Source organism: Listeria tempestatis, assembly GCF_963575625.1.
Taxonomy (GTDB): Bacteria; Bacillota; Bacilli; order Lactobacillales; family Listeriaceae; genus Listeria; species Listeria tempestatis.
Genome location: NZ_CAUYTK010000001.1, coordinates 291109 through 310235, shown reverse-complemented (window position 1 = coordinate 310235; position 19127 = coordinate 291109). Strand labels below are relative to the sequence as shown.

The following is a 19127-nucleotide window of genomic DNA, read 5'->3' as shown; positions in this document are numbered from 1 at the left end:
ATGATACTAGGTGAAAAACACTATAAAGGAGCGAATTATCCTTGAACGAGAGAACTTTACGTACGGAAACACGCCCTGTAAAAGTCGGAAATCTGACTATTGGCGGTAGTAATGAATTATTTATTCAAAGTATGGCAACGACAAAAACGCATGATGTGGAGGCCACTGTTGCTGAAATCCTGAGGTTAGAAGAGGCTGGGTGTCAAATTGTTCGAGTTGCCTGTCCTGATGAGCGTGCTGCTGATGCGCTTAGCGAAATAAAAAAACGCATCCACATTCCGCTCGTTGCGGACATTCATTTTGATTATCGTTTGGCGATTAAAGCGATTGAAGCAGGTGTTGATAAAATTCGTATTAATCCTGGGAATATTGGGCGGCGGGAACGAGTGGAAAAAGTCGTAAATGCCGCAAAAGCAAAAGGCATTCCCATTCGAATTGGTGTCAATGCGGGTAGTCTTGAAAAGAAAATCATTCAAAAATATGGTTATCCAACTGCTGATGGCATGGTTGAAAGTGCTTTACATCATATAAAGATACTTGAAGATTTAGATTTTCACGATATTATTGTTTCTTTAAAAGCCTCCGATGTAAACTTAGCTATCGAGGCCTATGATAAGGCAAGTCGCGCATTCAATTATCCACTCCACCTTGGAATTACTGAGTCTGGGACACAATTTGCTGGCGGGATAAAAAGTGCCGCTGGTCTTGGTGCCATTTTAAGCCGCGGGATTGGGAATACTCTTCGCGTTTCACTTAGTGCCGATCCAGTTGAAGAAGTCAAAGTGGCGCGTGAATTATTAAAATCATTTGGCCTTTCTTCTAATGCTGCTACTTTAATTTCTTGCCCAACTTGTGGCCGAATTGAAATTGATCTCATTAGTATTGCAAATGAAGTTGAGGAATATATTTCTACCATAAAAGCCCCCATTAAAGTGGCCGTTCTTGGTTGTGCTGTAAACGGACCTGGGGAAGCACGTGAGGCAGATATTGGGATTGCTGGTGCTAAAGGAGAAGGCCTTCTCTTCCGTCACGGTAAAATTGTTCGGAAAGTTCCTGAGGAAATTATGGTCGATGAACTTAAAAAAGAGATTGACATTTTGGCCGAGGAATACTTTATAAAAAAGGCAGCTGAAGAAGCTGCGGCACAGTAAAACTTATTAAAGAGGTTAGAACTTGTAGAAGTTCTAACCTCTTTAATTTTATTCCTAAACGTTCTCATTTATGCTATGATGAGGTAAAAAAGGAGTCTTAAATGGATAAAGAATTAACTTTTTGGGACGGCGTAAAAGCTTGTTTGCCAACTGTTTTTGGATATATTGGCATCGGTATTGCTGCTGGCGTTGTCGGAAAAGCTTCACACTTGAGCATTTTAGAGATTGTACTGCTTTCGGCACTTGTTTATGCTGGAGCTGCTCAATTTATCATTTGTGGATTATTACTACTGCAAAGTCCAATTTCAGCGATTGTGACAACAACTTTTCTTATTAATTCACGGCATCTACTTATGAGCATGGCAACAGCACCGAGCTTTAAAAAAGCTTCCATCTTACATAACATTGGTATTGGAGCATTACTAACAGATGAGTCATTTGCAGTTGCTATGAATCAAATCGGGAATAAAAAAGAAGTGAGTGCCTTTTGGATGCACGGATTAAACGTAACAGCGTATCTCACTTGGATTTTGGCTTGTTTGGTTGGTGCAATTATTGGAAATTGGTTGCCAAATCCTGAGCTATTTGGTCTTGATTTCGCTCTGACTGCCATGTTTATCGGTTTACTTTATTTACAACTTATAAGTGATAAGAGCAAAAAAATAAGAACTTCGTTACTTGTAATCCTAAGTGTTATGTTCCTCACCTTTCTTTTCATGCGTATCATGACACCAGAGATTGCTGTACTTTGCGCTACATTATTAGGTTGTTTGATGGGAGTGATTTTAGACAGATGTCAATCAGTACATACACCTTTCTCACGATAGTCGGTTGCGCGATTGTCACATTCGTCCCTCGTGTTCTGCCATTTCTTTTTGTAAAAAAAATGAAACTACCAGATATACTTATGAGTTACCTCTCCTATGTTCCGCTCTGTATTTTAACAGCCTTATTTATTCAGAGCTTACTCATCAAGCGAGACGGTGAATTTCCAGCGTTCAATCTCTTACCGTTTCTTGCCGCCCTACCGACCATTTTGACTGCTATTTTAACTAAAAATTTACTATGGGTCGTTGTTATTGGTATACTTTCAATGGCAGGACTACGTTTTTTCTTTTAGGAGGTTTATTATGAATCAATTAAACTACTGCATGCTTGATTTTGAAACTGCAAACGGCAACCGAACAAGCCCCTGCTCTGTTGGAATTGTAAAAGTTGAAAATGGAGAAATTCGTGATACCTTTTATTCTTTAATTAATCCCGTGGAGCCATTTTACCGGCGAAATATTGAAATCCATGGTATTTATCCAGATGATGTAAGTGATGCTCCAACTTTTCAAGATATTTATCCGTTTATGAATGATTTTATTGGAACAAATCCCGTAACTGCTCATTTCGCTAGCTTTGATATTAGCGTTTTCCGCAAGTCAGCCGAAAAATACCAATTGCTTTTACCAAATAATGATTATTTCTGTTCATGCATTTTATCTCAGCAAATTCTACCATTAAAAAGCCACCGTTTAAATCAAGTAGCGGACTATTTTGGTATTCACTTTAATCACCATAATGCCCTTGATGATTCGAAAGCGGCTGCAGAAATTGTATTAAAACTCGCAGAACTAAAAGAAGTTTCTACAGTGCCAACGCTCGTTGATTCTATTGGCTATAAGTTTGGGCAAATAAACGGGGCCAACTTCACTAAAATAAGAAGGTAAGTTTTGACTTATAAAATAAAAAACCAAAAACAAGTACAGTTCATTTTTAGAAATGAATCTATTGCTTGATTTTTGGTTCTTTTTTATGGACAACTTGAGATTTTATTCTGCACTACTTACTTGAACTTGTATAATCAGCAAAAGCATCTTTTAAGTCACTGTCTTTTATGCTGATGTTAGCGGCTTTTAGTTCCTTTTTTAGTGCTTTTGTCATATTCTCAGATGTCATTTGTGACTCAATATAGGCGGCTTTCACCTTACTTTTATCTTCTTTAAAAGATTTTTTCTCCGTTTTGTTTTCAAGTTGGATGATATGGTAACCATAAGAAGTTTTTACTGGGTTGCTAATATCTCCTTTATTTTTAAGTGCATATGCAGCTTTTTCAAAGGCTTCATCCATTTCTCCTGGACCAAACGGATCTAGCTTACCTCCATTTTCAGCAGTGGCTGTATCTGTAGAGTACTCCTTGGCTAAATCTGCAAACTTCTCACCATTAGCAAGTTTTTCCTTCACTTCTTTTGCAGTAGCTTCATCTTCAACAAGAATGTGACTTACTGTAATATCAGGTTCCCAAGTCTTATAATACTCTTTTAGTTTTTTATCTGTCACTTTCAAATTTGCTTCAGTTGCTTTTTGGACGAGTAAGTTATATTTAATATTGTCTTTAAAACTTGCTTTAGTCAAATTGTTTGAAGCAAGCGTTGACTCAAAGCTATCTCCGTATTGTTCTGCATATTTTTTATATTCAGCATTCACTTCTTTACTAGATACAGAGTATTTTTTTTCAAGGATTTTTTCAAATGTAAGTTGCTGAACGACATCATTTCCATAACTAGTCTTTAGTGCTTCATAAAGTTCACTTTCTGTTACATTTCCTGCATCTGTTTTAACAACTGCACTACTTGAACACCCTCCTAATACAAGTGTAGTGGTGGCTGCTAGTACAATTAAAGTTTGTTTGATTTTCATGTACGACTTCCTTTCTCTTACGATTCTTTATTAGTATAAACAATAGTTTTGAAAGGTTTGCGTCATAATTATGAATGAAATATGAACAAAAATGAAAAAACGCAACTAGCTAGCTGCGTTTTTTAAACAATCAGGACATTTTCCATAGACTTCAAATTTGTGACCTTCAATTTCGTATCCGGGAAGAGCTTCGGTTAGGAAATCCATTGGACACATCATAATTTCTTTTGTTTTGCCGCAATTAAGGCAAATAAAATGATGGTGATGATGTTCATGTGAGCATGCTAGACGGAAGTTTTTTTCACCAGAAAGTTCGGTTTCTTCAAAAATGCCGAGTTCGACGAAAAGGGATAAATTTCGGTAGATGGTGTCAAAGCTAATACCAGGAAAATCATCTTTCATATTTTCAAGTACGTCTTTTGCGGTCAAATAGCAATTTTTACGCGCAAATAATTCAATTAAAAATTGTCGTTTATCGGTATGCTTATACCCACAATTTTTCATTTTCATGAGTGCTTCACTCGCTGATAATGCCATTTTCTTCACCTCTTTTCGCAAGAATAAGGCGCATGCGAATTTTTTGATAAACCATTGTGACAATCAAAATCATAACAGATAGCAAAACGATAGCCCCACCAGGCGCTAAGTCTAAATAATAGGCGCTAATAAGCCCCACAATAACGGAAATTTCTCCAAAAATAATCGCAAAAATAATTGTCTGCTTAAAGCCTTTCGCAATACGAATTGCTGCTGCAACAGGTAAAGTCATGAGTGAGGATACGAGTAAAATCCCTACGATGCGCATGGAGCTTGCGATGACGAGTGCAACAAGTACCATGAAAATAATATCAAAGGCTTTCGCACGTATTCCAGAAACTCGTGCATATTCTTCATCAAACGAAAGTAAAAATAATTCTTTGTACAGCAGTAAAATGACGATAAAGACAAATACAGAAATACTGACAATCGTATACATATCTGCTCTACTCACTGCACTAACGCTCCCAAATAAATAGCTAAATAAGTCTGTGTTAAAACCATTTGCAAGCGAAATAAAAATGACGGAAAATCCCATGCCAGCGGACATAATAATTGGGATAGCAAGTTCTTCAAAATGTTTGTAAACGGTTCGTAATTTTTCCATTAAAAGTGAGCCCGCCGTTGCAAAACCAAACCCTAAATAAAGTGGATTTAAACTAACAAGTGGCACATATGTTTTACTTAAAAATAAACTTACAGCAATACCTGCAAGCGTTACATGGCTAAGTGCATCGGCCATAAGCGACAATTTGCGAACGACAATAAAACTGCCTAATAGCGGTGCTACAATGCCAATAACAAGGCCAACTATAAAGGTATTTCGAATAAAATCATAATGAAACAGTGTGGCAATCACAATGCGTCCCCTCTCTTTCAAATTCTCGTGAGGTCGCTTCGATTTCACGTTCCTCTAAATAAAGATGGTAATCGCGCGCACTCCCGTCAAACAAAATCCGTTTGTTTATGCTAATGACGTGGTCGACATAATTGTTGATTGCAAGCATATCATGAGTGACAAGAATAAGCGTCATTTTCTTCGTCTGATTGAGTTTTCCCAGTAGCTCATAAAAAGCTTTAACATTCTCCACATCGACACCAACAGTCGGTTCATCTAAAATAAGCATTTCTGGCTTACTGACGAGTGATCTTGCTATAAAGACGCGCTGCTGCTGACCACCTGACAATTCACCAATATTTCGGTTTAAAAAATCAGTCATCGAAACGATTTGAAGCGCCTCAAAAACAGCTTCATTATCCGCTTTATTTAGCCTTTTAAAAAGCCCTTTTTTCTTGGTTAAACCACTCGCCACAACTTCCTTCACGGTAGCCGGGAACGCTGAATTGAACGCGTTTGATTTTTGGGAAACAAAACCAATTTTTTCGAAATGGCGAAAATTTTGTTGCTTCTCGCCAAACAAAGAAATACTTCCCTTTTGATTTTTTAAAAGCCCTAAAACTAATTTTAAAAGCGTTGACTTGCCAGAGCCATTTGGCCCAATGATACCTGTAAAACTTCCTTTTTTAACAGAAAAGTGTATGTTTGAAAGAACTTCCTCATGGTCATAATGAAAGGATAGTCCTTTTATCTCCAAAATTTCCTTCATTTTCAAAACTCCTTTTTGAGCTTCTCAAGCACTTTCCTAGTATAGCGGATTTATCATAAAATGTAAATCGTAATGAATCTGATTAAGAAAAAAGATTATTTTCTACTACTTTAGGGAAATAAGTTGTCAGGGGGTGTGACAGATGAAATTAATCTGGATGTACATAACGTATTTTATCATGGTGGCTGTAAATCTTTTTGCCAATATTTTGCCTTTAAATGGGGTAACAACAAGTGAGGTGAGTAACCGGTACCAAACCTTGTTTACACCTTCTGGCTATGTATTTTCAATCTGGGGTATTATTTATTTGCTCTTATTTATTTGGCTTGTAGGCATCACAATAAAGCACGCTTACGTGACAAATCAACTTGCATTTGTATTTATTACTAGCAGTCTTTTGAATGTGCTTTGGATTTTTATGTGGCATTTCAACTTAATTTTTTTATCAATCATTGTTATGCTACTACTCCTTACTTCACTTTTATTATTTTATGCCTATCAAAAGCAAATTTCAAAGCGGCGTTTGTGGCGCATGCCCATTTCCGTTTACCTTGGCTGGATTTTTGTAGCGGCAATTGCTAACATTTGTTATTACTTTAATGTCTTAGGTTTAACGGCATTCCAATCAGGCGCAACCATTGTGATACTCCTTTTAGCTAGCTTTTTCGTTCTCGTCTTTCGCTACAAGCAAAATGATTTTATCGTTCCACTTGTTTTTGTTTGGGCATTTATTGGTATTTTTGTTCGTGATTATGCCTTCGCGCCCTTTGTCGCTTATACGGCGCTCATTATGGCCATTATGATTTTCATGTTAAATTGGTTTCGTTTAAAACAATTCAAATAAAAAATAGCCAAGCGATCAACTTCGCTTGGCTATTTTTTATTTAGAGAAAATCTCTGTTAATATTGGAACAACTTGTTTTTTACGTGAAACAACCCCTCTAAGTGGTGCTTTGCCGTTTACAATTTTTACGTTATATGCTTCTTCTACAGCTTTTGTTTCTGTTCCAATGGCTACGCCAACAGAATCGTTTGTTAGAATATTTGTGATGATGAATAGATATAAACCTAAGCCTTTATCTGCGATTGCTTTTTGGATAACAGGTTCCACTTCACTCATACGTGATAACACATCTTCTTCATCTACCACATTAATTTGTGCGATTTCAATTTTATGACCGTTCATATCAAATTCTTTCGCATCAAGTAATAGCTCGGCAACTGATTTTTTGCTTACATCGGCGCCCGCACGAAGCATTTCCATGCCGTAAGATTGTAAATCAATGCCCGCAATGTTCGCTAGTTTTTCTGCCGCAGCTTTGTCTTCTGCTGTTGATGTTGGCGATTTAAAAAGAAGTGTGTCCGAAATAATGGCGGAAACCATTAATTTTGCAACGAGATTTGATACTTCTATATTTTTTTCTGCAAAAAGTTTTAAAAGAATTGTCGCGGTACAACCAACCGGCTCCGCACGGTAATAAAGTGGGTCTGTTGTTTCAAAGTTTGCAATACGATGATGGTCAATGACCGTATGTACCGTCACATTTTTGATGTCATCTGCGCTTTGTTGCGCTTCGTTATGGTCGACAAGGCAAACTGTATTGACTTCATTTGCAACTGTTTGGACTAAGCGCGGAGCTTCAATGCCTGCACTTTTTAAAACAAATTCTGTTTCTGAATTTAATTCACCAAGGCGAACTGCTTCTACATCAAAACCTTCTGCTTTTTTTAGTTCACTGAAGGCAATAGCCGAACAAATTGTGTCGGTATCTGGATTTTTATGCCCAAAAACTAACATTTTTTCCATATTTATCTCTCCTTATTCATCAGCCATAATTTTCTCGATTAAATCAGCATCAAACTTTTGCTTATGCAGCATCTCAATTTCGAATCGATATGGCGGTTTTTTATTTGCTTTATCTTCACCTACATAAGGTGTTTCTAAAATCTTTGGAACAGACATTAACTGAGGGTGATGCACGATATAATTCAAAGCATCAAAACCAATGTGCCCGAAACCAATATTTGCATGGCGATCTTTATGCGCACCACAAACATTTTTACTATCATTGATGTGAAGCACTTTTAAGCGATCGATACCAATCATTTTATCAAACTCATTTAAAACGCCATCAAAGTCATTCACAATATCATACCCAGCATCATGCGTATGACACGTGTCAAAAGTGACCGATAAAAGCTCGTTATGTGTCACACCATCCATAATTTGTGCGATTTCTTCAAAAGAACGTCCAATTTCCGTTCCCTTTCCAGCCATTGTTTCAAGCGCAATTTGCACATCAAAACTAGGATCGAGTGCTTCGTTTAAGCCTTTAATAATTTGCTTAATACCAACATGCGCACCTTCTCCAACATGTGCACCTGGATGTAGCACAATTTGCTTCGCAGAAAGTGCCGCTGTACGTTCAATTTCCTGACGCAAGAAACTTACACCAAGCTCAAATGTTTCTGGCTTGACCGCGTTTCCGATATTAATAATGTACGGCGCATGAACAACGATATCTTGCATATCATTTTCCGCCATATGCGTCTGACCTGCTTCAATGTTTAATTCAGCAATAGGTTTTCGACGCGTATTTTGCGGAGCTCCCGTATAAATCATAAAAGTGTTGGCTCCGTAAGATGCTGCTTCCTCACTTGCACCTAATAGCATCTTTTTGCCGCTCATTGAAACGTGCGAACCAATTCTTAAATTGCTCATTTTTTCCCTCGATTCTTTTTCCGATTTTCACGACGTTTAATTTCCGCCATTTTATAGTTAATTTTCTTCTTATAACCAGGTTTTCGTTTCTGCTTCGCTTTTTTGCGCATACCAATTTCACGTGGATCCGCCGCCTCGCGCTTTGCCTCACGTTTCGCGCGTTTATTTCGATCTTGTACTTCAACAAATTCGCCCTTTTTAAGCTCTACATGTTTAAAGCTAATTCCCAGTTTTTCCAATTGATTTAAACGATCCTCATCCGCAGGTTCAAAAATGGTGAGGGCAATACCAGAATGCCCCGCCCGACCTGTTCGACCTGTACGGTGAATGTAAAAATCATTATCGTCCGGAAGTTCATAATTAATCACATGACTTATGCCTTGAATATCGATTCCTCTTGCCGCAAGATCAGTTGCGACAATATATTGGTAATCCATATTTTCAATGGCTTTCATCGTCCGTTTACGTTCACGTGGATTCACATCACCGTGAATTTTAGCTACTTTTAAACCGCGACTAACAAGCCCCTCATGAACTTCATCTGCCGTTTGTTTCGTATTGGTAAACACAATCGCTAAAAATGGTTGGAACGTCACAAGACAATCCTTTAGTAAGTCCATTTTATTTTTACTCTTAGCTGCAATTAGTTCATGTGTCACTGATTTAGATGCCACTACGTTTGGTGTAATATGCTCATAACGCGGATTTTCCATATATTTTTTAAGAAAAGGTTTTAGCTTCTGCGGAATTGTTGCCGAAAATACTAACATTTGTAGTTCAGGAGGCATTTTCCCAGCAATTTGATCCACATCGTTTAAAAAGCCCATATCAAGCGTCATATCGGCTTCATCAATGACCAGTACATTTGCCGTATAAATTTGTAACGCGTTTTCCCGAATCATATCATTTATACGCCCCGGTGTCCCCACAATAATTTGCGGCTGCTTTTTAAGCTTTTCGATTGCACGTTTTTTATCCGTACCGCCGATAATAAGTTGCGCGCTAATTTCATTTTCGCTATATTGGGTGATTTTTTTTACCTCATTATAAATCTGTGTAGCCAGTTCGCGACTCGGCGCCGTGATAACCGCTTGCAAAACGTCCTTATGCGGATTAATTTTTTCAATAATCGGCAGTAAAAAAGTATGTGTTTTTCCCGTTCCAGTTTGTGATTGCCCAATGATACTCTCTCCGCGCATGACACCCGGTATTAACTTTTGTTGCACTTCTGTTGGTTCATAAAAACCTAATTTTTCAATAGCAACATTGATAAAAGGTTGAAAACCAAATTGTTCAAACCTTGTCTTTTTCATATTCATCATTTCACTCCGTTTCAGTTCCTTGTGCCATTATACCATCTACAGCGCATGACCGCGACAAAAAAATACAGAAAAAACCGTTCTAGCAAAAAAAAAGATTCTTCGTTATAATAAGAGTAGAACTCGCTTTTTTAGTTTAGGAGGATACAATGGAAATTATCAAAATTAGCCCACGCGGTTATTGTTACGGCGTTGTCGATGCCATGGTCATCGCTAAAAACGCTTCACTCGACCCCAATTTACCACGTCCTATTCATATTTTAGGTATGATTGTTCATAATAAACATGTTACCGATGCTTTTGAAGAAATCGGCATCTACACCGTTGACGGCGATAATCGAGAGGCCATTCTCGACAAAATTGACACTGGAACGGTTATTTTCACAGCACATGGTACTTCTCCTCGCGTAAAAAAAATCGCACAAGAAAAGGGACTTGTAACGATTGATGCCACTTGTCCGGATGTTATGCGCACTTATGACCTTATTTTAGAGAAAAAAAGTGAAGGTTATCATGTCATTTATATTGGAAAAAAAGGGCACCCAGAGCCAGAAGGTGCATATGGTACCGCACCAGACATCGTTCATCTCGTTGAAACAGAAGCCGATATTGATGCTTTAAACCTTTCTTCTGAAAAAATATTCGTCACGAATCAGACAACGATGAGTCAGTGGGATGTGCTCGATTTGATGGACTACATTCAAACAAAATACCCCCAAGCAGAAAACCATAAGGAAATTTGTATGGCGACACAGACGCGCCAAGAGGCTGTTGCTGAACAAGCTGTCGGCGCAGATGTTACGATTGTTGTAGGTGATCCGAGAAGCAACAACACAAATCGCCTCGCCCAAGTGTCTATTGAAAAAGCTTTAGTTCCAGCGCACCGAGTGGCTGATGTTAGTGAAATCAATTTAGACTGGATTAAAGATGCAAAGAAAGTCGCTGTAACAGCAGGTGCCAGTACACCAACACATGTTATCCGAGAAGTACTTATCTTCTTGGAACAATACGAACCAAATGATCCAACAACTTGGGAACGCCATCACCAAGTCAGCGCTGAAGCCATTCTCCCCCGTGCCAAAAAGAAAAATATGGAAGAGAAACGCCGCGTGCGATTAGAACACTTAAAAAATGGCGGTCGTTAAAGAATCAAAAAAGCATTACTTTAAAGGCAAATTTACTCGCCCCAAAGACCAAAGACAAAGAATTTTATTTCTTTCAGCTTGAAGAAAAACTTAAAGTTCACACAAAACAAAACGACCCACGCAAAATCAGACTGCTGACAAATGGTGAGATTCTAGGCAAAGCCGAGTACCGAAGTGGAGCGTACTCGAGTACGTGAGCATCGGAACGGAGGCTTTAACGACGAAGATTGCCGTTTGTCAGCAGTCTGAAAGAATTTTATTTCTTTATCTTTGGTCTTTTTTGTTTATAGTAACATTTCGCACATAAAAAAACGTTCCTATGATTTATATATCAATCACAAGCGCGCAATCAATTGGTTATACTTTAATCTAAGATTTTTTATGATGAAAAGTAGTTGTCACTAGGAATACATTTTATACGAAACTATAAAAAGTAGAAAAACGGAGCAGATTTTTTTATCGTCATGCCTTTATTTTTTAGTAACAATATATAAAACCCGATAGCAGAATATTGGCACTTCTGTCATCAGGTTTAGTTTTGGTCGCAAATCCATCTAAATATAATTGGCTAAATCTATAATTGTGCATTCAGCTCCCATGAAATACCAAATTTATCTTTGATTTTAGCATATTTTGAACCCCAAAAGGTTTCATGTAAAGGATCAATACTTGTTGAACCCGTTTGAAGCATTTTCTTTTCTAATGAAGTAATGGCTTCTACTGAATCAATTTCAAGCCAAATAGCTATTTGCGCATTAGTCGACTTATTATGAAAATATTCATTTTCGGTTGCGTCAGAAGCATATAGTATGCTTTCGCCTAATTTAAATACAGCATGGCCAATGCATGATTTACGATTTACATCCTCTGTAAATCCCATATCTTCAAATGTTATTTTTTCAATAATTTCAGCACCAAAAATATCAACATAATACGCTAAAGCTAGTTCACACTCATCTTGATACACTAAATAAGGAACGCTTGTTTTAATCATATTACCACCTCCAATCTTATTTTATCTTACCATGAACGAAACGAAAAATATTATTCTACATTGTGGTTTTTTTAAAAACAGAAGCTAAAAGTTTAGCTGCATTAATCAAAATTGGCGGGTCTTCTGGTATTGGTTGTCTTAACTTGATTGTATAATGAGCACCATTACACTCTGGAAAATATAACTTTGCATTCACTTTCCCTCGTAAACAATTTTTTAAATTAAAGTACGAAAAAGCATTATTTGAAGCATCAATCGCGCATGCTAATAAATAATATTCACCATCAGGAATACTTTTCAACGTATTGAGATGTCTTTGTTTAGTTGCTAATCCAGAAATGGGTTTATGGTTTGGAATCGGTGTATGGAATAAGCCTATAAAGATAATTCCTGTTTTAAAACTACTTGGCACATCGATTGTGACATGACAAAAGGAGTTATTACTGCTTTCGTAATATTCTAACGCTTTATTTGTACTAGATTCAAAATTTTTAACTTGAGTATATATATCATCCATTTCCCCCATATATTGTTTTGGAGAACATCCCGTATATCTTTTAAAAATAGTAGAAAAACTCCCAGAACTGGAATAGCCAACCGAAGATTGGATAGTGGTAACATTCTTTTCAGAAGGAATCATTTCAATCGCTTTTTCAGTCCTTATGCTCGAAATATATTCATTAAGAGAATATCCAGTTATATTCTTGAATTCTCTACTAAAATAATATTTATCATATCCAAAATGAGCGGCAACGTCTTCTACCTTCAATTCAGAAATAAATACATTTTTTTGAACATAATCTAATATATCCTCAATAATGAATTTCATTATTACTCCAAACCTTTCTTAAGTATATTTAGGATACTTGGATTTTAACATTACATATAACATATTATAAGTTGCATTTTTGTGAGTTTCTACAGTAGTTATATACTTTTTTTAAATGTTTAGGGGAAAATCAAATGAAAAGTCTGCTCTAACGACATATCACCTGTAAAAATAATTTCATTTGGAACACCCAGTTCATCATTTTCTCTAAACCATCGTCTGAGCTCTACTTCGCCAAACTCCGTTATTTCTTTTTTTGTGTGGTGTCTTTTTAACGTTTCTTGAAACGACAAATTAAAATAACAAATGATGACCTGCTCATCAAACAGCTGAATAAGCTCGGTTAACATTGTACCGTAAATTTTTTTCACAAAAATGCCTTCTAAAATCACATAATCAACACGATTTTTACCATAAATGGCCATTTGTTGGATTAAATCAATAGAAAGATTATTTGGCTCATCCTTTACAAAAAGCATTTCCCGCCGAACAACATCTAGCGAAATAAGTAATTTAGTTCCTGGTAATTTTGCATTTAAATCGTGTGCAAGCGTCGTTTTCCCACTACCTGAGTTACCACGCAAAAGAATAAGTTTTGTTTTCATAAAAATATAAACGGATCAGTATGAGCTTCTGAAATAACAAATTCTGCTTCATACTGTAAGTTTTCCGCTCTTTTCTCAAATTCTGTCTTTAAATAGCGTTTCATTACTTTTTCAATATTATGACCCGCATCAATCGTAGGTAGGTCAATTGCTAATAAGTCGTGGCCTGTATGATAATAAATATCTCCCGTTACAAAAACATCTGCCCCACTACGCTTGACATCATGAATAAATTTGTTTCCGTCACCACCGATTACAGCCACTTTTTTAATACGCTTATTAGGATCTCCGATGAAACGAACATGATTAATTGCGAGTGCGCCCTTTAATTCTTCGATGAAAGCTAGGATGCTCATTTCTTTTTTTAGTGTACCAATTCGGCCAAGTCCTTTTGTTTCATGCAGATTTTGCAGGCGAACTAAATCAATCGCTGGCTCTTCGTAAGGATGAGCAATGCGTACTGCTTTTATGACGTTATCAGCTACGCTAGAAGGGACTACTGCTTCCAGTTTAACCTCAGAAACAGCTGTTAACTCCCCCTTTTCACCAATTGTTGGGTTTGCTTTTTCACTTGGTTTAAACTCTCCCGTTCCAAGTGTTTGGAAACTACATTCCTCGTATTCTGCACCAATCTTGCCGGCCCCGTTTTGCATAAGGGCTAACCGCACTTCATTTACGTTATCTTCCGGAACATAAACAGAAATTTTCATATGATTTTTGCGATGTGTGGGCACAATGATTTCCGTATTTTCAAGCTGCAAAAGCTCTGCCAATATATCATTAACCCCGCCGTTTGCAATATCCAAATTGGTATGCGCTGCGTAAACAATAATATCATGCTTGATTAGCTTTCGAATCATACGCCCTTCCGAGTTTGTCATATCAATTTTTTTGAGCGGTCGAAATAGAAATGGGTGGTGCGCAATAATCATATCAACATTTTGACTAACTGCTTCTTCTACAACACTTTCTAAGACATCTAAGGTGAACATAATTTTGCGTACTTTTTTAGAGAGATCACCCAATTGAAGGCCAATGGGATCACCTTCCGTAGCAAGCTCTTTTGGAGCAATCTCTTCTAGCATTGCAACATACTCATAACCATTTGCTACTTTCATCTGAGCACTTCCTCTACTATTTGTATTTTTTTTGTAAGTTCTTCAATTTTGTCCGTATTTTGTTCACTTTCTTGCCCGTTTTGAATCCCTTCAATAATTCGTTGCCAATTTGCTAACTCATGTTGCCATTTTGCAAGAAAAATCTCATTTCTTTCGGCTAATAAAAATGGACCGAGTAGACGCTCCTTGTCCGTATAGTATGCTTTTTCTGCCGTTTTCTCTAGGACAAGAATTTCATAAATTTTATTATCTTCACGTAAAATGGTTTCCGCAACAAGCATGAACTGATTTTTTTCCGCCCATTCACGAATTTGCCAAGCCCCAATATTAGGCTGCAAAATAAGCCGCGTAACAGTCGATAATTTTTCAGGTTCTGCTTCTAAAATCATTCGAATTAACGTGCCACCCATTCCTGCAATAACAATTGTGTCAATGGCATCTTTCGACTCTATGACTGCCAGTCCATCTCCAAAACGCACATCAATTTTTCCTGACAGTTCTGATTTTAGGACTTGCTCCTTTGCCGATTCAAACGGGCCTTTTGCGACCTCGCCTGCCACTATAAAACTTGCCATTTCATTTAAAATGGCGTAACAAGGCAAGTAAGCGTGGTCACTACCGATGTCTGCAATTCGGCTGCCTTTAGGTATGTAATTTGCCACACTGGTGAGGCGCTTTGATAGTTTTTGTTCGTTCATTATGACACTCCCTATAAAAAGGAGGTTGGAACTAGGCGTAAAAAGCCCAGTTCAAACCTCTTATTTTTATTCCAAAAAGTCTTTCAATTGTTTGCTTCTGCTTGGGTGACGTAGCTTCCGAAGTGCTTTCGCTTCAATTTGGCGAATACGCTCACGCGTCACGCCAAACACGCGGCCTACTTCTTCTAGTGTACGTGTACGACCATCATCTAAACCAAAGCGAAGGCGAAGTACATTTTCCTCGCGGTCAGTCAGCGTGTCAAGCACATCTTCAAGTTGTTCTTTTAACAGTTCATATGCTGCATGGTCGGATGGCGACGTAGCCTCTTGGTCTTCGATAAAATCACCTAAGTGAGAGTCGTCTTCCTCACCAATTGGTGTTTCAAGCGAGACCGGTTCTTGTGCAATTTTTAGGATTTCACGAACTTTTTCAGTTGGTAAATCCATTTCTTCTCCAATTTCTTCTGGAGATGGGTCACGTCCCAAATCTTGAAGCAAGGAACGTTGTACTCGAATTAACTTATTAATGGTTTCGACCATATGCACTGGGATTCGAATTGTACGTGCTTGGTCAGCAATAGCGCGGGTAATCGCTTGTCTAATCCACCATGTGGCATACGTACTAAATTTAAAGCCCTTGTTAAAATCAAATTTTTCAACAGCTTTCATTAAGCCCATATTTCCTTCTTGAATTAAATCGAGGAAAAGCATTCCACGACCAACATAGCGTTTGGCAATACTTACAACGAGCCGTAAATTCGCTTCTGCTAAACGACCTTTTGCTTCAATGTCACCTGCTTCAATACGTTTTGCAAGAGCAATTTCTTCATCAGCAGATAATAAGTCCACTCGACCGATTTCTTTCAAATACATGCGGACAGGGTCATTAATTTTAACACCAGGAGGAACGCTCATATCTGTGAGGTCAAATTCTTCAGTTTCTTCTTTTACAAGCTCAGTTTCATCTGGATCAGCATCATCGTCATCATCTACGACTTCAATTCCTGCTTCGCTAAGCTGTTCCAAGTACTCATCCATTTGCTCTGAATCTAGTGTAAAGGGAGCTAATCTAGTAGCTACTTGACTATAGGTTAAAATCCCTGTCTTTTTACCTTCTTCAACTAGTCCTTCTTTCGCTTGTTCAATTGTTTCTTGTTTTAATTCTTGTGCTTTTTCACTCATACTGCCTGTTTCCTCCTCCCAAAATACCGCGTTACGACCAACTACTAGTCATTACCATCATTTCGCGGTTTTAAAACGTTTCATCAATTGCAGAATCATAATCCTTATTAGCAAGACTTTTTCGAAGCTGAATCACTTCACTAGAGGCCTTTATTGCCCCTTCATGGTCTTGCAAACGCATTTTTTCAGATACTTCCTGTTCCTTTTGTTTAATCTTTATTTCAAGACGATATTTTTTCATACTTAAAATATAGTCAGAATAAGCTTCTATCGTTTGTTCCTCAGGTGACTCCAACATTTCAAGACTTGATACAACATTTTTTAAGCGCATATCTGTCATATGATCCATAAACCTTGATGCACTTGCTTCGTTTCCGTCTAAATAATAGGCAATTAAATGTGTATATAGCGCCTGAAAATCATCGTTGTAAAAAACGAGACCTTCTAAAAGTTGATGAATTTGGCTAAAGGCATCTTGATTTTCAATCATCGCCTTCAGTAAATGCTGTTCTGCCACAAAATGTGCTTCACGTTTTTGCTGTTCTCTTGGTTGCTCAAATACAAAACTTAAATCATCATCTGGTGGTGGGGCCAGATTTGCAAAGTCATCAAATTGCGTTTCACGTGGTTTTTGGCGTGCTAACTCTTGCATCGCACGCTGAAGTTGCTCTTTTAGTGTCGGGATTGTAATATCAAACTCAAGAGAGAGTTGCTTTAAATAAAATTCGCGTTCAACAGCTTGGTCAATTTTGCCAATCTCAAGCAGTGCTTCATCAATATAGGCTAGGCGTTCCGTATCATTTGCCATATTGCGGTTTCGGCTCAAATAATACAATTTAAACGCCGTCCATGTTTGCCGCTCATGCATATAAAGCGCGTTAAATTTTTCTGCCCCGTGCGTTCGAATATATTCATCTGGGTCTTTTCCGCTCGGCAGACTCAGGACAAAAATTTCTACTCTTCCTTGCGCTAGTAGGTTCCCTGCCTTAAAAGCCGCCTCAATTCCTGCGCGGTCTCCGTCATAACAAATAACAGCACGATTAGCCACGCGTTTAATCAGCCCAATATGTTCTTCCGTCAAACTAGTCCCCATCGAAGCAACACCATTTGAAAGCCCCGCCGCACTTACCGAAATAACATCCATAAAACCTTCTAAAAGAAGCACTTCCTCATGTTTTCGAATCGCCTGACGACCTTCTGAAAAATGATACAACAGCTTTCTTTTGTTAAAAATAGGGGTTTCCGGGCTATTTAAATATTTCGGACCGTCTGTTTGATTATATAACCTTCCTGAAAAGCCAACAAGCTGCCCTCTATCATCTGTTATGGGAAACATAATTCGATTGCGAAAGCGGTCAACAATTTTCCCGTCATCACGTTCAGAAAGCAAACCAGCCTGAACAGCCAGATGTAAATCCAACTCGCGCTTTTCAAAAAAGGAAGTGAGCGTTGCATGTTGATTCGGTGCAAAACCAATTTGAAAAGTTTGAATGAGTTCCTCACTCATCCCTCGTTCCTTCAAATACTCTAAAGCTTCGAGACCCTCTTCGGTTTCTAGGAGTAAATAATGATAGAGCTTAGCAGCAAGTTGATGCATATCAATCATTTTTTGAGCTTCACTAGTATTCTTAGGTGCTGATAGAGTTTCATCACTTGAGAGTTTGGGAAGATCCACATCAACGTGTCCCATTTCTGCTACCTTATGAACGGCTTCTGTAAAAGTTAGATGATCATGTTCCATTAAAAAGGAAAATACATTGCCGCCTTTTCCGCAACCAAAGCAGTGAAAAATCTGCTTTTCAGGTGAAACGGAGAAAGAAGGTGTTTTTTCGCCGTGAAAAGGGCATAAACCAATGTAATTTCGTCCTTGTTTTTTGAGTTGCACGTAGTGACCAACAATATCTACAATATCCGTCTGATTCCGAATGCGGTCAATCGTTTCTTCAGGAATCCTTTTCATTTTTTATCGTCAACTCCACTTTATTTTCTAAAAAATTACGGACATTTTGGTAAAAGTGCCTGCGATCTTGGTCAGTCATCGCCTTTGGTCCTTTGCTATACTTCCCAAGCTTCCGCTCTTTACGTCTATCGTTACGCTGTTCAAGCATCATTGTCATTCTTTCTTCCAAGTAGATTTCACCTCGGTTAGAAAAAACAACACATTTCGCAAGTAGCATACTCGCCAGGCCAATATCCTGCGTGACGACAATATCGTTTTTTTGAGCTAAATTGACAATCCGAATATCTGCAGACTCCTTTTCTGTATCTACATAAATCCAAGTTTCATCATTTGCCACACTTCTAAAATGGTTATAAGACGCTACATAAATAACGTCAAGCTGAAATTCTTTAGCGAGCTGATTTATTTCTGTCTTTACAGGGCATGCATCTGCATCCACAATAAATTTTGGCAAATCATTCCCTCCTTTTCAGCTTATGACAAACGAAAAAACGAGTTGATCACCCGTTTTATGCATCGTCATTTTGCATATCACAAAATTGCATTATACGCGCGATTAAATCTTATTTTCAAGC

21 protein-coding genes are annotated in these 19127 nt (G+C 37.8%); 6 read left to right on the top strand and 15 right to left on the bottom strand.

From position 1 onward, the window contains the following. The first annotated feature begins 41 nt into the window (after nucleotides 1-41). The 4 genes from ispG (at nucleotide 42) to R8923_RS01705 (ending at nucleotide 2866) form a co-directional block, all read left to right on the top strand. The gene (gene ispG / locus R8923_RS01720; protein WP_485871026.1) at nucleotides 42-1151 is read left to right on the top strand and encodes a flavodoxin-dependent (E)-4-hydroxy-3-methylbut-2-enyl-diphosphate synthase; all 1110 of its coding nucleotides are present in this window, start codon (nucleotides 42-44) and stop codon (nucleotides 1149-1151) included. A gap of 101 nt (nucleotides 1152-1252) precedes the next feature. Further along, on the top strand, nucleotides 1253-1978 hold the full coding sequence (locus tag R8923_RS01715) for an AzlC family ABC transporter permease (protein WP_485871025.1): 726 nt from the start codon (nucleotides 1253-1255) through the stop codon (nucleotides 1976-1978). Then, nucleotides 1945-2271, top strand: coding sequence for an AzlD domain-containing protein (locus R8923_RS01710; protein WP_485871024.1), 327 nt, complete (start codon nucleotides 1945-1947; stop codon nucleotides 2269-2271). Before R8923_RS01715 ends, R8923_RS01710 begins: the two co-directional genes overlap by 34 nt. A gap of 10 nt (nucleotides 2272-2281) precedes the next feature. Beyond that, entirely contained in the window at nucleotides 2282-2866 is a 585-nt protein-coding gene (locus R8923_RS01705) for a 3'-5' exonuclease (RefSeq protein WP_485871023.1), read from the top strand. A gap of 112 nt (nucleotides 2867-2978) precedes the next feature. Here the strand turns inward: R8923_RS01705 and R8923_RS01700 are convergent, their stop codons facing one another. The 4 genes from R8923_RS01700 to R8923_RS01685 form a co-directional block, all read right to left on the bottom strand. Beyond that, nucleotides 2979-3836, bottom strand: a complete 858-nt coding sequence (locus R8923_RS01700; protein ID WP_485871022.1) for a peptidylprolyl isomerase — start codon at nucleotides 3834-3836, stop codon at nucleotides 2979-2981. 105 nt (nucleotides 3837-3941) lie between these two features. Beyond that, nucleotides 3942-4373 carry a Fur family transcriptional regulator gene (locus tag R8923_RS01695; RefSeq protein WP_485871021.1) on the bottom strand — a complete coding sequence of 144 codons (432 nt, stop codon included), beginning with the start codon at nucleotides 4371-4373 and terminating at the stop codon, nucleotides 3942-3944. Beyond that, the gene (locus R8923_RS01690) at nucleotides 4354-5232 is read right to left on the bottom strand and encodes a metal ABC transporter permease (protein WP_485871020.1); all 879 of its coding nucleotides are present in this window, start codon (nucleotides 5230-5232) and stop codon (nucleotides 4354-4356) included. Before R8923_RS01690 ends, R8923_RS01695 begins: the two co-directional genes overlap by 20 nt. Further along, nucleotides 5207-5980, bottom strand: a complete 774-nt coding sequence (locus R8923_RS01685) for a metal ABC transporter ATP-binding protein (protein ID WP_485871019.1) — start codon at nucleotides 5978-5980, stop codon at nucleotides 5207-5209. Before R8923_RS01685 ends, R8923_RS01690 begins: the two co-directional genes overlap by 26 nt. Before the next feature lie 142 nt (nucleotides 5981-6122). On the opposite strand from R8923_RS01685, the gene R8923_RS01680 reads away from it, so the two are divergent. Beyond that, the gene (locus tag R8923_RS01680) at nucleotides 6123-6824 is read left to right on the top strand and encodes a tryptophan-rich sensory protein (protein WP_485871018.1); all 702 of its coding nucleotides are present in this window, start codon (nucleotides 6123-6125) and stop codon (nucleotides 6822-6824) included. Between the two features lie 36 nt (nucleotides 6825-6860). Here R8923_RS01680 and R8923_RS01675 read toward each other — a convergent pair whose 3' ends face one another. Genes R8923_RS01675 through R8923_RS01665 form a run of 3 tightly spaced genes read right to left on the bottom strand, consistent with a single transcriptional unit; the run spans nucleotide 6861 to nucleotide 10015 of the window. Further along, nucleotides 6861-7787 carry a manganese-dependent inorganic pyrophosphatase gene (locus R8923_RS01675; protein ID WP_485871017.1) on the bottom strand — a complete coding sequence of 309 codons (927 nt, stop codon included), beginning with the start codon at nucleotides 7785-7787 and terminating at the stop codon, nucleotides 6861-6863. Nucleotides 7788-7799: 12 nt separating this feature from the next. Further along, nucleotides 7800-8702: a deoxyribonuclease IV gene (locus R8923_RS01670; RefSeq protein WP_485871016.1), complete on the bottom strand. Its 903-nt coding sequence runs from the start codon at nucleotides 8700-8702 to the stop codon at nucleotides 7800-7802. After that, nucleotides 8699-10015, bottom strand: coding sequence for a DEAD/DEAH box helicase (locus R8923_RS01665; RefSeq protein WP_485871015.1), 1317 nt, complete (start codon nucleotides 10013-10015; stop codon nucleotides 8699-8701). The genes R8923_RS01670 and R8923_RS01665 overlap by 4 nt, the downstream gene beginning before the upstream one ends. A 155-nt stretch (nucleotides 10016-10170) precedes the next feature. Between R8923_RS01665 and R8923_RS01660 the strand changes: the two genes are divergently transcribed. Next, on the top strand, nucleotides 10171-11166 hold the full coding sequence (locus R8923_RS01660) for a 4-hydroxy-3-methylbut-2-enyl diphosphate reductase (protein WP_485871014.1): 996 nt from the start codon (nucleotides 10171-10173) through the stop codon (nucleotides 11164-11166). Between the two features lie 574 nt (nucleotides 11167-11740). Here the strand turns inward: R8923_RS01660 and R8923_RS01655 are convergent. The 8 genes from R8923_RS01655 to R8923_RS01620 all read right to left on the bottom strand — a co-directional run bounded on the left by R8923_RS01655 (nucleotide 11741) and on the right by R8923_RS01620 (nucleotide 19006). Continuing rightward, entirely contained in the window at nucleotides 11741-12160 is a 420-nt protein-coding gene (locus tag R8923_RS01655; protein ID WP_485871013.1) for a VOC family protein, read from the bottom strand. A 55-nt stretch (nucleotides 12161-12215) separates the two neighbouring features. Further along, nucleotides 12216-12989 carry an AraC family transcriptional regulator gene (locus R8923_RS01650; RefSeq protein WP_485871012.1) on the bottom strand — a complete coding sequence of 258 codons (774 nt, stop codon included), beginning with the start codon at nucleotides 12987-12989 and terminating at the stop codon, nucleotides 12216-12218. A gap of 119 nt (nucleotides 12990-13108) precedes the next feature. Then, nucleotides 13109-13594, bottom strand: a complete 486-nt coding sequence (locus tag R8923_RS01645; protein ID WP_485871011.1) for an AAA family ATPase — start codon at nucleotides 13592-13594, stop codon at nucleotides 13109-13111. Continuing rightward, on the bottom strand, nucleotides 13591-14712 hold the full coding sequence (locus R8923_RS01640) for a Nif3-like dinuclear metal center hexameric protein (protein WP_485871010.1): 1122 nt from the start codon (nucleotides 14710-14712) through the stop codon (nucleotides 13591-13593). Before R8923_RS01640 ends, R8923_RS01645 begins: the two co-directional genes overlap by 4 nt. Continuing rightward, entirely contained in the window at nucleotides 14709-15410 is a 702-nt protein-coding gene (locus R8923_RS01635) for a tRNA (adenine(22)-N(1))-methyltransferase (protein WP_485871009.1), read from the bottom strand. Before R8923_RS01635 ends, R8923_RS01640 begins: the two co-directional genes overlap by 4 nt. A gap of 66 nt (nucleotides 15411-15476) precedes the next feature. Continuing rightward, on the bottom strand, nucleotides 15477-16592 hold the full coding sequence (gene rpoD / locus R8923_RS01630; RefSeq protein WP_485871008.1) for an RNA polymerase sigma factor RpoD: 1116 nt from the start codon (nucleotides 16590-16592) through the stop codon (nucleotides 15477-15479). A 70-nt stretch (nucleotides 16593-16662) separates the two neighbouring features. Continuing rightward, entirely contained in the window at nucleotides 16663-18552 is a 1890-nt protein-coding gene (dnaG, locus tag R8923_RS01625) for a DNA primase (protein WP_485871007.1), read from the bottom strand. Beyond that, a complete protein-coding gene (locus R8923_RS01620; RefSeq protein WP_485871006.1) occupies nucleotides 18536-19006 on the bottom strand; it encodes a YaiI/YqxD family protein in 471 nt (156 codons plus the stop codon). The genes dnaG and R8923_RS01620 overlap by 17 nt, the downstream gene beginning before the upstream one ends. Nucleotides 19007-19127 lie beyond the last annotated feature (121 nt).